The organism is Streptomyces galbus (genome assembly GCF_005280195.1).
Lineage (GTDB): Bacteria > Actinomycetota > Actinomycetes > Streptomycetales > Streptomycetaceae > Streptomyces > Streptomyces galbus.
Map to the genome: position 1 here is coordinate 150,940 of NZ_SZPR01000019.1, position 14,346 is coordinate 165,285.

At 75.3% G+C, this 14,346-nt stretch carries 13 protein-coding genes; 6 read left to right on the forward strand and 7 right to left on the reverse strand.

Annotation, left to right across the window (positions count from 1 at the left end; genetic code table 11):
* Window positions 1–99 precede the first annotated feature (99 nt).
* On the forward strand, window positions 100–291 hold the full coding sequence (locus E4U92_RS23990; protein WP_067234370.1) for a hypothetical protein: 192 nt from the start codon (window positions 100–102) through the stop codon (window positions 289–291).
* Here the strand turns inward: E4U92_RS23990 and E4U92_RS23995 are convergent.
* Window positions 245–2,233, reverse strand: a complete 1,989-nt coding sequence (locus E4U92_RS23995; protein ID WP_137302522.1) for a CASTOR/POLLUX-related putative ion channel — start codon at window positions 2,231–2,233, stop codon at window positions 245–247. The genes E4U92_RS23990 and E4U92_RS23995 overlap by 47 nt on opposite strands.
* A gap of 232 nt (window positions 2,234–2,465) precedes the next feature.
* On the opposite strand from E4U92_RS23995, the gene E4U92_RS24000 reads away from it, so the two are divergent.
* Window positions 2,466–4,499, forward strand: a complete 2,034-nt coding sequence (locus E4U92_RS24000) for a flavin monoamine oxidase family protein (protein WP_137302523.1) — start codon at window positions 2,466–2,468, stop codon at window positions 4,497–4,499.
* A 59-nt stretch (window positions 4,500–4,558) separates the two neighbouring features.
* On the opposite strand, the gene E4U92_RS24005 is transcribed toward E4U92_RS24000, so the two are convergent.
* Window positions 4,559–6,202 (reverse strand): DNA repair helicase XPB, encoded by a 1,644-nt coding sequence (locus E4U92_RS24005; protein ID WP_137302524.1) that lies wholly within the window; start codon window positions 6,200–6,202, stop codon window positions 4,559–4,561.
* 172 nt (window positions 6,203–6,374) lie between these two features.
* Here E4U92_RS24005 and E4U92_RS24010 point away from each other — a divergent pair, with 172 nt between their 5' ends.
* The gene (locus tag E4U92_RS24010; protein ID WP_137302525.1) at window positions 6,375–6,914 is read left to right on the forward strand and encodes a hypothetical protein; all 540 of its coding nucleotides are present in this window, start codon (window positions 6,375–6,377) and stop codon (window positions 6,912–6,914) included.
* A gap of 45 nt (window positions 6,915–6,959) precedes the next feature.
* Here E4U92_RS24010 and E4U92_RS24015 read toward each other — a convergent pair whose 3' ends face one another.
* Entirely contained in the window at window positions 6,960–9,557 is a 2,598-nt protein-coding gene (locus tag E4U92_RS24015; protein WP_137302526.1) for a helicase C-terminal domain-containing protein, read from the reverse strand.
* A gap of 139 nt (window positions 9,558–9,696) precedes the next feature.
* On the opposite strand from E4U92_RS24015, the gene E4U92_RS24020 reads away from it, so the two are divergent.
* Both E4U92_RS24020 and E4U92_RS24025 read left to right on the forward strand, forming a co-directional pair.
* A complete protein-coding gene (locus tag E4U92_RS24020; protein ID WP_137302527.1) occupies window positions 9,697–10,764 on the forward strand; it encodes a hypothetical protein in 1,068 nt (355 codons plus the stop codon).
* A gap of 34 nt (window positions 10,765–10,798) precedes the next feature.
* Window positions 10,799–11,491, forward strand: coding sequence for an HAD family hydrolase (locus tag E4U92_RS24025; RefSeq protein WP_137302528.1), 693 nt, complete (start codon window positions 10,799–10,801; stop codon window positions 11,489–11,491).
* Here E4U92_RS24025 and E4U92_RS24030 read toward each other — a convergent pair.
* Window positions 11,467–11,718: a hypothetical protein gene (locus tag E4U92_RS24030; RefSeq protein WP_067234349.1), complete on the reverse strand. Its 252-nt coding sequence runs from the start codon at window positions 11,716–11,718 to the stop codon at window positions 11,467–11,469. The genes E4U92_RS24025 and E4U92_RS24030 overlap by 25 nt on opposite strands.
* 166 nt (window positions 11,719–11,884) lie before the next feature.
* Here E4U92_RS24030 and E4U92_RS37060 point away from each other — a divergent pair, with 166 nt between their 5' ends.
* The gene (locus E4U92_RS37060) at window positions 11,885–12,268 is read left to right on the forward strand and encodes a cold-shock protein (protein ID WP_137302529.1); all 384 of its coding nucleotides are present in this window, start codon (window positions 11,885–11,887) and stop codon (window positions 12,266–12,268) included.
* Window positions 12,269–12,278: 10 nt separating this feature from the next.
* On the opposite strand, the gene E4U92_RS24040 is transcribed toward E4U92_RS37060, so the two are convergent.
* From E4U92_RS24040 to E4U92_RS24050, 3 genes are read right to left on the reverse strand one after another with little or no spacing between them, the layout of a single operon-like run.
* The gene (locus E4U92_RS24040; protein ID WP_137302530.1) at window positions 12,279–13,145 is read right to left on the reverse strand and encodes a 1,4-dihydroxy-6-naphtoate synthase; all 867 of its coding nucleotides are present in this window, start codon (window positions 13,143–13,145) and stop codon (window positions 12,279–12,281) included.
* A complete protein-coding gene (locus E4U92_RS24045) occupies window positions 13,129–13,872 on the reverse strand; it encodes a futalosine hydrolase (RefSeq protein ID WP_137302531.1) in 744 nt (247 codons plus the stop codon). The genes E4U92_RS24040 and E4U92_RS24045 overlap by 17 nt, the downstream gene beginning before the upstream one ends.
* Window positions 13,842–14,309, reverse strand: coding sequence for a DUF2771 domain-containing protein (locus E4U92_RS24050; RefSeq protein ID WP_137302808.1), 468 nt, complete (start codon window positions 14,307–14,309; stop codon window positions 13,842–13,844). Before E4U92_RS24050 ends, E4U92_RS24045 begins: the two co-directional genes overlap by 31 nt.
* Between the last annotated feature and the right edge of the window lie 37 nt (window positions 14,310–14,346).

Below are 14,346 nucleotides of genomic sequence, written 5' to 3' on the forward strand. Positions count from 1 at the left end.
GTAGGGGGAGGCGGTCCACCCGGGGGTGGAGCGAGGAACCTCCCGAACTGGCTCTCCAGACCGATGCCGCCCTTATGTCCGCTATCGCACCATGGAGACATGAGCGCAGCGACCATCACCCACGCCCCGGCACCGGGCCGTCCGCCCGGCGCCACGTCCCTGTCCGTGTCCGGCAGCCACCACCACCGCCTCGGCGACACCCTGCGCGCGATACGCGTCTTCGCGGGCGCCGCCTTCGACGTGATCATCCTCGGGGAGTACGGCGAGGAAGCGGGAGTCCGCCGCTCCTGACGGCACCCCGCCGGCCCTCCCCGGCGATGACGACCACCTCGTCGCCGTCGGACCAGCGCCGGCGGTCCGCCTTGGGCGGATTGAGGCGCAGCCCGTAGCCGGGGGCCCGGCGGGCCTCGGCGTGGCTGCGGTAGCCGATGGCGCACTCGCCCCGGTCGCGTGCCGCCGCGACGACCGTGGCGAAGGCCGTCTCGTGACCGGTCACCACGTAGTCGGCGGCCGACCGCAGGTGGATCTGGGTGCCGCCCGCCGAGAACAGCTCGTCGAACACGTCCGCCAGGTGGTGGTTCTGGGAGATCTGCGCCATCAGCAGCCCGATGAGCTTGCCGCTGATGATCACGTCCGCTCCGGGGCCGAGCGGGGCGAGGGGCCGGTTGCCGTCGTCGGTGAGCTCGGTGACCACCGGCAGCGCCCGGCCGGTGCGCCGTTCCAGGTGGCGCAGGACGAGCAGCGTGACGAGCGTGCGGGTGTCCGGCTCCTCGGGGGGCTCACCGGCCCGTGGCTCCTGGCCGAGCACGACGACGCTGTCGTAGGAGGCGAGGTCCAGGCCGGCCAGGGTCTCCGGCCGGGTGGTGTCGCCCCTGAGGGCCACGCAGGTCCAGTCGGAGCCGTCGCCGTCGCCGCTGTCGTCGCCGCCGTCCCCGTGGCCGCCGCCCGCTTCGTACGCGGCCCGCACCGTGGCCTCGTCCTCGTCCGCGACCACGTCGGCGACCGACCCCGGGGGAGCGTTGCGGCCCCACTCCCGCAGGACGAGGGGCGCGCGGCGGTTCCAGCCCAGCACCAGCAGCCGCTCCGGCCGGGTGTCCGCGGGCCGGGGGCTCGCCACGGACCGCTCGTCGACCAGCGGCGCGCAGTCGGCGAGCTCGGCGGTGTCGTCGTCGGCGGCGATGACGAGGAGCTGGTCGTCGGGTTCGAGGACCGTCCGCGCGGGCGGGTTCAGCCAGGGCACCCCGCCGCGGATCAGCCCGACCGCGCTGGCGTTGCCGTAGGAGAGCAGCGCCTCGCCGAACTCCCGGCCCGCCAGGGACGGGTGGGCGGCCGGGTAGAACTCGTTCCCGGCGAAGTCGAGCAGGTCGCGGTGGACCAGCGACAGTCCCGGGCGGCGCGCCGCCTGCGCGATGAGCCGGGCCGTGACGGTGTCGCTCTCCAGGACGACGCCCCGGGATCCGGCGGCCAGGCGGGCCGCGAGCAGGTAGCCGCTGTCGCGGACCGCCGCCACCACGGGCACCGGGACGTCGCCCCCGCGCGCCGTCGCCCGCAGGGCCAGCAGTGCCTTGACGACGTCCGCGTCGCCCCGGGACGCGTCGGGCGGGAGCACGATCACCGAGTCGGCGGTGGCCGGACTGGTCAGCGCCAGCACGGCCGGGTCCGCCGACGGTCCGCTGCGGCAGATCAGCCGGGTCCGGCCGGTCGGGCCGACCTTGCTCTGCAGAGACTCCTCCATCGCCGTCTTGTCCCGGTCGGCCAGGATCGCCACGGCCGAGCGCCGCTGGTTGGCACCGGCCGCGACCAGTTCGCTCACCACGGTGAAGACCTGCTCCGACCAGCCCAGGACCACCACGTGACCGCGTTCCAGTAACTTCGAGCGGCCGCGGCGCAGGGCGATGAGCCGCTCGGTGAGCCCGGTCGTGATGAGACCGACGAGGGTCGAGACGTACACCAGGGCGACCAGGGCCAGCAGCACCGACAGCGCCACCCGGGCCGGGCTGCCCGTGGTGCCGCCCAGCCGCATCGTCTCCCCGGTCAGGTGCCAGATCGCCGCCACCTTCCCGGAGAAGGTGGCGGGGGCGTGCCCGCTCGTCCACACCAGCGCCGCGCTCGTGGGGACGACCACGGCCAGGCAGACCAGCACCAGCCAGCCCACCAGGGCCGAGGTGCCGCGCGCCAGGGTCGTGTCGAACCAGTACCGCGCTCGGGCACCCGCCCCGGGCCGCTGTTCCACTGTGTTCCCCCTCCGCGCGCAGGTCTGTAGGGGGCAGTGTCCTGACCCGGCCTCGCGCGCCGGGCGGCACGAGGGCGCGATTCATCCCTTCGCCGTAATCGGGGGCAGGCGCCCGCCCCCGCGTGCCTCCGCGCACCCGGTTCGCATGGTTTGGATTGGAGTCTTCGCTCGTCCGTGGCAATCCACCACAACCCGGAGCGAACCGGTCCGGCGGACCCGTAGAAGTAGCGCCATGACCGAGCATCACCAGGCTGACGCCGATCACGGCGGCCTGACCAGACGTACGCTCACCACCGCCGCGGGCACGACCGCCGTGGCCGGCCTCCTCACCGCGGGCGGCACGGGCAGCGCGGCGGCGCTGCCCGCACAGGCGCCCCCGCGCACTCCCGTCCCGGCGGCGGCCCCGTCCGCGGCACGCGGCGCGGACTTCGACCGCTGCCTCGCCGTCGCCCGGGCCCTCCTCGTCGTCGACGACGACGGCCGGCCCCTCGTCCCCGGCTACCGGCGCGTGCTCAAGGACGGCCTGCCCCGCACCCGGACCGGGGCCAAGAAGGTCCTCGTCATCGGCGCGGGCCCGGCCGGCCTCGTCACGGCGTGGCTGCTCCGGCGCGCCGGGCACCACGTGACCGTCCTGGAGGCCAACGGCAACCGGGTGGGCGGACGCATCAAGACGTTCCGCCGCGGCGGCCACGAGAAGGCGGCGCAGCCCTTCGCCGACCCCCGCCAGTACGCCGAGGCCGGCGCGATGCGGCTGCCCGGCAGCCACCCGCTGGTCATGGACCTCATCGGCCAACTGGGCCTCAAGAAGCGGCCGTTCTACTACGTCGACGTGGACGCCCAGGGCCGGCCCGCCTCCCACACCTGGATCCACGTCAACGGCGTGCGCATGCGCCGCGCCGACTACGCCCGCGCCCCCCGGCGCATCAACCGCTCCTTCGGCGTGCCGCGCGCCCACTGGGACACCCCGGCCGCGGCCATCCTGCGCTCGGTCCTCGACCCGGTGCGCGACGAGTTCAGCACGCTCGGACCCGACGGCAGGCGCACCGACAAGCCGCTGCCCGAACGCATCCAGGGCTGGGCCCGGGTGATCCAGCGCTTCGGCGACTGGTCGATGTTCCGCTTCCTGACCGAGCACGCTGGCCTGGACGAGCGGACGGTCGACCTGATCGGCACCGTGGAGAACCTCACCTCACGGCTGCCGCTGTCCTTCGTGCACAGCTTCATCGGGTCCTCCCTGATCAGCCCGGACACCGCGTTCTGGGAGCTGGAGGGCGGCACGGCCGTCCTGCCGGACGCCCTGCTGGCCAAGGTCCGCGACAGCGTGCGGTTCGACCGCCGGGTGACCCGGATCGAGTACTACGACCCCGACCCCGGCCGGTCCGGCGGCGACACCGGGCACGTGCGCGCCCGGGGACCCCACGTGTGGGTGGACACCGTCTCCGAGGGGCGGGGCGGCCCGGTCGTGCGCGAGCAGTTCACGGCGGACGCCGCCGTGGTGACCGTGCCCTTCTCCGGCCTGCGCCACGTGCAGATCAGCCCGCCGATGTCGTACACCAAGCGCCGGGCGGTCACCGAACTGCACTACGACTGCGCGACCAAGGTGCTGCTGGAGTTCAGCCGCCGCTGGTGGGAGTTCGACGAGGCCGACTGGAAGCGGGAGCTGCGCCGCATCGACCCCGGGCTGTACGACGCCTACCGCACCGGGCGGACCCCGGGCGACGGCAGCCTGCTGGGCGCCCACCCGTCCGTCCCGTCCGGCCACATCACCGCCGGCCAGCGCACCCACTACGCCGCGAACCGCGCCGTCACCCGGGACCAGCCGCCCGCGGCCGACGTCACCGGCGGCGGCTCGGTGTCGGACAACGCCAACCGGTTCATGTACCAGCCGTCCCACCCGGTCCCGGGCAGCGCCGGCGGGGTGGTCCTGGCCTCCTACAGCTGGGCGGACGACGCCCTGCGCTGGGACTCCCTCGATGACGGGGCCCGCTACCCGCACGCCCTGTGCGGCCTGCAGGAGGTCTACGGCCAGCGGATCGAGGTCTTCTACACGGGCGCGGGCCGCACCCAGAGCTGGATGCGCGACCCGTACGCCTACGGCGAGGCGTCCGTGCTGCTGCCCGGCCAGCACACGGAGCTGCTCACGTCCATCCCCGCCCCCGAGGGGCCGCTGCACTTCGCGGGCGACCACACCTCCGTGAAACCGGCGTGGATCGAGGGAGCGCTGGAGTCCGCCGTGCGCGCCGCCCTGGAGGTCCACTCGGCGTGAACCGCGCCGGGCGCCGCTCCCCGTACGAGGGAGCGGCGCCCGGTGTCGCGGCACACGGCCTAGCTCTCCGCCAGCAGTTCGTCCGCGTCCATGATCCGGTAGGCGTACCCCTGCTCGGCCAGGAACCGCTGGCGGTGCGCGGCGAAGTCCTGGTCGATGGTGTCGCGGGCGACCACCGAGTAGAAGTGCGCCTGGTGGCCGTCCGCCTTCGGGCGCAGCACCCGTCCCAGGCGCTGGGCCTCCTCCTGGCGTGAGCCGAAGGTGCCCGACACCTGGATGGCGACCGTGGCCTCCGGCAGGTCGATCGAGAAGTTCGCGACCTTCGACACCACGAGCACGCTGATCTCGCCCTGCCGGAACGCGTCGAACAGCTTCTCGCGCTGGGCGTTGGACGTCTCGCCCTTGATCACCGGGGCGCCCAGGTGCTCGCCCAGCTCGTCGAGCTGGTCGATGTACTGGCCGATGACCAGGACCTGCTGTCCGGCGAAGCGCCGCACGATCGCCTCGGTCACCTTCCGCTTGGTCGCGGTCGTCGCGCAGAAGCGGTACTTCTCCTCGGCCTCGGCGGTGGCGTAGGCGAGGCGTTCGGAGTCGGTGAGGTTGACGCGGACCTCGACGCAGTCGGCGGGCGCGATGTACCCCTGCGCCTCGATCTCCTTCCACGGCGCGTCGAACCGCTTCGGCCCGATCAGCGAGAACACGTCGGACTCCCGGCCGTCCTCGCGGACCAGGGTGGCGGTCAGCCCCAGCCGGCGCCGGGCCTGGAGGTCGGCGGTGAACTTGAAGACCGGCGCCGGGAGCAGGTGCACCTCGTCGTAGACGATCAGGCCCCAGTCGCGGGAGTCGAACAGCTCCAGGTGCGGGTAGACGCCCTTCCGCCGGGTCGTCAGGACCTGGTAGGTGGCGATGGTGACGGGCCGGATCTCCTTCCGCGTCCCGCTGTACTCGCCGATCTCGTCCTCGGTCAGCGTGGTCCGCTTCACCAGCTCGTGCTTCCACTGCCGGGCGGAGACGGTGTTGGTGACCAGGATCAGCGTGGTCGAGGCGGCCTGGGCCATGGCGCCCGCGCCGACCAGCGTCTTGCCGGCGCCGCACGGCAGCACCACGACACCGGAGCCGCCGTGCCAGAAGTTCTCCACCGCCTGGTGCTGGTACGGCCGCAGCGCCCAGCCGTCCTCGCGCAGCGCGATCGGGTGGGCCTCGCCGTCGACGTACCCGGCGAGGTCCTCGGCGGGCCAGCCCAGCTTGAGCAGGGTCTGCTTGATCTGCCCGCGCTCGGAGGGGTGCACGGCGACCGTGTCGGGGTCGATGCGGGCGCCGACCAGCGGGGCGATCCGCTTGGAGCGCAGCACCTCCTCCAGCACCGGCCGGTCGGTGGTGGTGAGCACCAGCCCGTGCGCGGGGTGCTTGCTCAGGGTGAGGCGGCCGTAGCGGTCCATCGTCTCGGCGATGTCGACCAGCAGGGCGTGCGGCACCGGGTAGCGGCTGTACTGCACGAGGGCGTCCACGACCTGCTCGGCGTCGTGGCCCGCGGCGCGGGCGTTCCACAGGCCGAGCGGGGTCACCCGGTAGGTGTGGATGTGCTCCGGAGCCCGCTCCAGCTCGGCGAACGGCGCGATGGCACGCCGGCAGTCGTCGGCCTGCTCGTGGTCGACCTCCAGGAGCAGGGTCTTGTCGGACTGGACGATGAGTGGACCGTTCACGCGCGGAACCTTTCCGTCAGGCCAGGGGACGCGGCCAAACGTCCAGTGTGCCACTCGGCGCCGCACGGGCCCCGGTCACGGCCGCACGGCCTCCCGGGCAACCCCGGGCCGCCCTGGACTGTCTTGACCGGCACAGCGGCGTGGTGCGCGCCGCCCGGAGGGGAGGCGCGGGATGGCGGCGGGCAGGTGGGTGACCGGTGTGGCGGCCACGGGGGTGCTGGTGGCCACCGGGGCGTGGGTGCGGTGGGCGGCGGGCGTGGACGGTCCCCTGTGGGAGGAGGTCCGCCCGGTGATCGAGGCGCGCCTCGCGGCGCAGGAGCAGGGCACCGGGTACGGGTCGGCGCTGCCCGGGCTGGGGGCGCGGTGGTTCTGCCGGGCGCGGCCCCTGGACCTCGACGAGCGGGACGGCGTGGTCCGCGCGGGCGTCGCCACGCTGTGCGTGGAGTACGGGGTGCGCGACGGCGCCCTGGTCGCGTGCAGCGGGGACCAGGTCCCGCAGGAGGTCCGGCTGCGGCGCGCCGCGGACGGCGGCTACCGGGTCGTCGCCCTGGAGGAGGCCCCGGACGGCGCGGGCAGCGCCGCCTGGCGCCGCGACCACTTCGGCCTCTTCGCGGACCCCGACCGCCCGGACCCCTCGGCGCAGGCGGCCCTGGAGACGGCGGCCCGCTCCCACTTCGGCCTCCCGCCGGACGCCCGTGTCACGGACTGCTGAGCGGGAGTGAGCGGGACCGGCCGGCGCCCGGCCCTGTTGTTCGTCTCACTCGTCCGCCAGTTCCGCCACGCCCGTGATGCGGTGCAGGGGGTACGTGCGCACCTCGTCCGCGGTGTGGTCGTACGCCGTGACGAAGCCCCCCTCCACCCGGACCGGGGCGATGACGCGCTGGCTGGCCGCGCCGTCGGCGTTGACGTAGCCGATCCACAGGGCCTCGCCGGTGAGGACGGCGGCCTGCACCGTCGCGAGGGTCTCGGCGGGTGAGGTGCGGGGCAGCTCGCCGGGGGCCGGCGGGGTGCCCGGCGTCTTGCGGGGGGCCGTGGAGGCCAGGTCGCCGGCCCGGATCGCGCGGACCGCGGCGCTCAGCAGCGTGGCGTCCGGGACGGGCGGGCCCTCGGGGACCGGCGCGGGGGGCGTGCGCGGCGGGGTGCGCCGGGCGTCGGCGCGGGTGATCAGCACGTCGCCCTCGGCGGACTCGGCGGCGGGCGCGTACCCGAGGGCGCGCAGGCCCTCCAGCAGCGCCGCCGGGTCGGCCTGCGCGGCCAGCACGGTGGGCGCCAGCCGGCGCAGGCGCAGGGCGGCGGAGCGCTTGTCGGCGAGGATCTCGTTCAGCACGGCGTCGTCGTCGCAGCGCACGTACGCCGAGGCCGCGCCCACCCGCAGGTGCCCGTGGCGGCGGGCCACGTCGTCGATGAGGTAGGCCAGCGGCTGCGGCACGGGGGTGCGGGAGTGGGCGGCGAGGAAGGCGTGCAGGTCGGAGGCGCTGCGGCCGGCGTCCAGGGCGCGGCGCACCGAGGCGGGCGTGAAGCGGTAGACCGTCGCGCCGCCCTTGGACTCGACGTCGGCGAGGACGTCCAGCACGTCGGCGAGCGGCCGCTGGAGCGGGCCGGGGGCCACCGCTGTCAGGTCGGCCTGGAGCAGCACGTGGTCCAGCGGTTCGGGCAGCAGCGGGGCGAGCAGCCGGGCCGCGGCGGCGCGGGCGGCGGCCCGGGCCTGCGGATCGGAGGGCCCCGGCGGTACGGGCCCGGCGCCGGGGGTGCCGGCCGGCGCGGCCCGGTGGTGGACCGGCAGCTTGTCGCCCGGGGTGTCGGGGACGTCCGGGGAGTCCGGGGTCCGCGCGGCGTCGTCCGCCGCCTGCGGCTGCGGCGCGCCGAGCAGCGCCCGCCCGTGCGAGGACAGCGCGCCGCGGCCGGTGACGCCGAGCAGCTCGGCCTCCTGGAGCGTCCAGCGGGCCAGCCGGGACCGCAGGTCGTCCTCCTGCTGCGGCCCGCGCAGCGGACGCTCCCAGCGCAGCCGCGCCAGCACGGACTCGGGGTCGGGGGAGGTGCCCGCGGGCAGCGCGGCCAGCAGTGCCAGGACCCGGTGGCGCACCTCGGGGGCCGCCGAGCGGTCCAGGCCGGGGCCCAGCGCGGCCAGCGTGCGGTCCTTGGCGTCGCGGCCGCCGACCAGGCCGGCCGTCCGGGTCGCCGCCAGCCAGGCCCCGGCCAGCTCCGCCCACCGGTCGGCCGCGGGACGCTCCCGCCACTCGTCGTGGGTGGGCGTGGCGGCGTAGCGCTCGTCGGCCTCGCCGTCGGAGGCGATCAGGCCGGCCGCGTACGCCAGCTCGACCCAGAACGCGGCGACCGGCTCGGACACGTCGAGGGCGACGGCCGTGCGCTTGAGGTCGCGCACGCTCAGGCCGCCGGCCCGCAGCACCGCGGGGCCGCCCTCGTCCCAGTCCTTCAGCAGCTCCTCGACGGTCGCCAGCGCGGTGTACGCCTGGCCCGCCGCCGTCGCGTCCACAGCCTGGGGAGAACTCTGCCGCGTCCCGGCCGGCTCGACCGGCGGCGGCACGGGCTGCGTCTCGCGGTGCGCGCGCCCGCCGCGCAGGTGCAGGGCGACCTCGCGGGGCAGCACCACCGTGCCCGGCGCGGTCGGCAGCAGCAGCCCCCGGTCGAGCAGCCAGCGCAGGTGGGCCGCGGGATCGGGCGTCACCTGCCCGTACGGCGGACCCCACACCAGCCGGGACAGCACCTCGCGGGCCTCGGCCGGCGCCTGGCCGAGCAGCTTCGCCATCCGCTCGCGGTCGGTGAACAGCGCCGTCAGCGCGGCCGCCGCCGACACCGCGTCGTGCGTGGACGGCAGCCCGGCCGCCGTCACCAGCTCCTGGATGCGGCCCGGCGACATGCCCGCCGTGGCCTCCTGCACGGTCGGGCCGAGCCCGGTCGGCGAGGGGTGCTGCGGGGACGGCGACAGCAGCTCGCGGGCCGTGCGCACCAGGCGCAGCCGGTCGTCGCCGCCCCACACCAGCGCCTGCTCGCGCAGGGTCCCCAGGGCGTGCGGGAGGGCGGCGGCCACCGCCGTGTCGCCGTCGTCGCCCGCCATCAGGGCGAGCAGCTCGTCGTAGGGCGCCGGGTCCCCGGCCACGGCCAGCGCCTCGGCGGTCTGCAGCGCGAACCGGTCCAGCCGCTCCAGCGCCCGCACCACGGAGGCGCGGGTGCCCGCGCGGGTGGCGAGCTGGGTCAGGTCGGTCGGCACCGGCGCGACGAGGTCGGGACGGGCGCGCAGCAGTGCCGCAAGGGAGGCGTCGTCCCGGGCGCGGAGCGCCTCCGCGAGGGACCGCGGGGCCGCCGGCCGGCCGTCCGGCTTCTCGTCGCTGCTCATCCGCTCAACGGTAGCGGGTGGCGGCCCGCCCCCACCGCCCCCGCGCCCCGACGCCCGGTCCGACCGGCACCGCGCACCGCGCGCTGCGCTACCGTCGTCCCGTCCGGGTATCGGCCCACCCACGCCGGAGGGGACTGCGTTGGGGATCGAGAGCGACCAGGTCGTCTACGAGTACCTGAGCCGCGTCGGCGACGTGGCGCAGCAGCGGCAGTTGTCGTCGGCCACGCGCATGCGGCTCGTGTCGGACCTGCGCAACGAGATCGACCGCAGCCGCGCGCGGGCGACCGTGGACTCCCCGGCCGCGGTCCGCCGCATCATCGCCCGTCTGGGCAGCCCCGACGACGTCGTCACCGCCGCGGCCGAGGGCGGCGGCCCGGCCGTGCCGGAGCCCCCGCGCCCGGCGGTCCCGGTCCAGCGCGAGGGCGGCACGGAGCCGGCCCGGGGGCCCCGCAGGACCACGAAGCCCCGGCGGACCGAGCCGGCCACGGCGGACGGGACCGAGGACGCGACGCCGAAGCCGGACCGGCCGAGGGGATTCCGCCGCGTCGTCCCCCGCCCGCGCCCCGCGGCCCCGGCGCCCGCCGCCCCCGCCGACGTGCCGTCCCCGCCGCACCGCGCCGGGACCCACGAGCTGGGCGACACCACCTCCGTGCCGGACTGGTGGCGGCGGGGCCCCTTCGGCCCGGCGGGACTCGACGACCACGTGCCGGGTTTCGTCGGCGGGGTGGAGATCCCGGACCTGCTCAAGCCGCCGCCCCGCAAGGAGACGGACGCGGTGGCCGAGCCACGGCCGGAGCCGGTGGCGGAGCCGCCCGCCGCGGAGGAGGCGGCCGTACGGCCCCGGCGCCGGCTGCTGCCCCTGCCCGCCCGCCGCTGGAGCAACCCGCTGCTGCTGCTCGGCGCGCTGTGCCTGGTCGCCGGCGCGGTGCTCGGCAACTGGTTCGCCCTGCTGCTCGGCTGGCTCATCGCCTACGCCTCGCGCCGGCTGACCGACACCGAGACGAAGATCGCGGTCATCTGGCTGCCGGCCACCGCGGTCGCCGCGGGACTGGCCTGGCTGTGGGGCCGCAGCGAGGGCCGCTGGGGCACCCCCATCACCGACGGCCACCTGAACGAGGCGATCACCGAGACCTGGCCCTGGGTGGTCAGGGGCGCGGCCATCGCCTCGGCCCTGTTCCTCACCTGGCGCTCCCAACGCCGCACGTAGCCGCCACACCTGCGCACCGGGGACAATGGCGGGCATGGTCCTCCCCTCCGCGTCCGCGTCCTCGTCCGTGCCCGCGCCCACCGTCGGGTTCGATCTCGACATGACGCTGATCGACTCCCGGCCCGGCATCCGCGCCTGTTACCTGGCGCTGGCCGAGCGGACGGGGACGTTCATCGACGCCGACCTGGCGGTCACCCGGCTCGGGCCGCCGCTCGTGGACGAGCTGCGCAACTGGTTCCCGGCGGACCGGGTGGAGGCCATGGCCGAGCTGTACCGGGAGATGTACCCGGCGTACGCCGTCGAGGCCACCCCCGCGCTGCCCGGCGCCCGCGAGGCGATCGACGCCGTGCGTGCGGCCGGCGGGCGGGCGCTCGTCGTCACCGCCAAGTACGAGCCGAACGCCAAGCTGCACCTGGCGCACCTGGGCATCGAGCCGGACGCCGTCGTGGGCGACCTGTGGGCCGAGCAGAAGGCCGAGGCGCTGCGCGAGCACGGCGCGGGCGTCTACGTCGGCGACCACCTCGGCGACATCCGCGGCGCCCGCGCGGCCGGCGCGCTGTCGGTCACCGTGGCGACCGGGCCGTACGACGCGGCGGCGCTGCGCGCGGCGGGCGCGGACGTGGTCCTGGCGGACCTCACCCGGTTCCCGGAGTGGCTGGCGGAATACCGGCGGAGCGGCCACGGCGGGAACTGCGCCCCCGGTTACCGCGAGGCGCCCCGCGCCTGACGGCGGCCCGCCGCGATCGCGCGCAGCACTCCCGCGGCCGCGATCAGGAAGCCGACGCCCATGAGCATGCTCAATCCGAACATGTACGTCGGAAAAGGCCGCGAACCGAAGAACAGCGGGGCCACGGTGACGAGAGTGGCCACGGCACCGGCGAAGAACACGAGGACACCGGCGCGGATCAGTCGGTCACCGGGCCCGGCGGAATTCGTTTGGGTTTTGTCACGCACCGGACCAGGGTAGTTCCCAGCGCGAAGGAACAACCGGGCGACGTCTTGTCACCCGCTCCCAGACCATTAGCCTTGGTACCTCGCGGGTCGAGGGCGACCCGCCGCAGTGCTGTCAAAAGCCGTTTTCCGATGCAGTTTTCCGACGAGTACGAGGACGAGGACAGACGTGCCCACCGGCAAGGTCAAGTGGTTCAACAGCGAGAAGGGCTTCGGCTTTCTCTCCCGTGACGACGGCGGTGACGTCTTCGTCCATTCCTCGGTCCTCCCCGCCGGCGTGGAGGCACTGAAGCCGGGACAGCGCGTGGAGTTCGGCGTCGTCGCCGGACAACGCGGCGACCAGGCCCTTTCGGTGACCATCCTCGACCCGACCCCGTCGGTCGCGGCGGCCCAGCGCAAGAAGCCCGACGAGTTGGCCTCCATCGTCCAGGATTTGACGACCCTCCTCGAGAACATCACGCCGATGCTCGAGAAGGGCCGTTATCCCGACCGGGTCTCCGGCAAGAAGATCGCCGGTCTGCTGCGCGCGGTCGCCGACCAACTCGACGTCTGACGCGCTGCGCTCAGGGGAATTCCAGCGCGTCCGGGCCGAGGGGCGGCACCAGTCCCTCGGCCGCCGCGCGTGTGAGCAGCCCGCGGATCGCCGCGTGGCCGTCGTCGCCCAGGTCGGCGGTGAACTCGTTGACGTACAGCCCGATGTGCTGGTCCGCGACGGCCGGGTCCATCTCCTGGGCGTGCTCCATGACGTAGGGCCGGGACACCTCGGGGTCGTCCCAGGCGGCCCGGACCGAGGCGCGCACCGCGTCGGCGAGCCGGGTCAGGGTGTCCGCGCCCAGCGACCGCTTGGCGATGATCGCGCCGAGCGGGATCGGCAGCCCGGTGGTGTCCTCCCAGTACTCGCCCAGGTCCGCGAGCCGGTGCAACCCGTAGGTCTGGTACGTGAAGCGGGCCTCGTGGATCACCAGGCCCGCGTCGACCTTCCCGTCCCGCACGGCCGGCATGATCTCGTGGAACGGCATGACGACGATCTCGCCGACCCCGCCGGGCACGGTGTCCGCCGCCCACAGCCGGAACAGCAGGTACGCCGTGGACCGCTCCGAGGGCACGGCGACGGTCCGGCCCGTCAGCTCCGCCCCGCCGGCGGTCCCCGCCTCCCGGGTCAGCACCAGCGGCCCGCAGCCCCGGCCCAGCGCGCCCCCGCAGGGCAGCAGGGCGTACTCGCCGAGGACGTAGGGCAGCACGGCGTACGACACCTTCAGCACGTCGAACTCGCCGCGCTCGGCCATGCCGTTGGTGACGTCGATGTCGGCGAACGTCACGTCCAGCGCGGGCGCGCCGGGGACGCGGCCGTGGGCGAGGGCGTCGAAGACGAAGGTGTCGTTGGGGCAGGGGGAGTAGGCGATCCGCAGCGGGTCACCGGTCGTCGTCATGGTGTCTCCAACTCTCCAGGACGGGCACGAGCTTCCCGAAGCCCTCGGTCAGAGCCGCGAGGGCGTCGGCGATGCGCCAGGCGGCGCGGTCGCGCGGTCCCACGGGGTTGGAGACCGCACGGACCTCCAGCACGGGCACGCCGTGCAGGGCGGCGGCCTCGGCGACGCCGAAGCCCTCCATGGCCTCGGCGAGCGCGTCCGGGTGGCGGGCCCGCAGGGCGGCGGCCCGGTCGGCGGTGCCGGTGACCGTGGACACGGTCAGCAGGGTGCCGGCGCGCGCCCCCGTGGCGGCCGCGGCCTGCCGCACGAGCGCGGCGGGCGGGCGGTGGGTGACGGTCCCGAAGCCGAGTTCGGTGACCGGGAGGAAACCGTCGGCGGTCTCGGCGCCGAGGTCGGCGACGGTGATCGCGTCGGCGACCACGAGCGAGCCCACCGGCGCGGCGGGCAGGAAGCCGCCGCCGATCCCGGCGCTGACGACGAGGTCGTACGGGGTGCCGTCACGGGCGGCACCGGCCAGGGCGGTGGCGGTGGTGGCGGCGGCGCGGGCGGACCCCACGCCGGCGGCCACCGGGTCGACGACGAGGCCGCCCGGCGCACCGCGCCCGGTCCCTACGGCGTCCAGCGCCGCGGCCACCGCGTCCCGCTCCACGGGGACGGCGGTGGCCACCAGGACCCGGCCCGGCCCGGCCGCGACGATCAGCCTTCCTTCTTCAGCTTGAACGACCACAGCCCGGTGACGGACTGGCTGTCCTTCTTGCCGTCGGACGCCTTGATGGAGACCAGTGTGGAGTCGCCCTGGGCGCCGTACTGGGCGTTGAAGAAGACGCTGCCCGGGATGGTGCGGTACGTCTTGGTGCTCTCGTCGGTCAGCGGCTGACCGTTCATCAGGATCGTCCAGCGCTTGTCGGCGATGTCGGGGTCGACGCCGAAGCGCACGGTCGCGTCCGGGTCCACGGAGATCGACTTGATGTCCGTGTCCTTCAGGCACTTGGTCAGCTCCGCGGCCTTCAGGGTGTCGCCCTGACCACCGCAGGTGGCCTCAGCGCTGACCGAGGAACGGCCCACGGTGATCGTGGACAGCGGGGTCGGCTTGTCGCAGGCCGACAGGACGAGCAGTCCGGCGGAAACGGCGCCGGCGGCGGCGACGGCGCGGCGGCGTCGCACAGCAGCGGATTGCAGGGTCATGCCCGAAGGCTATCGG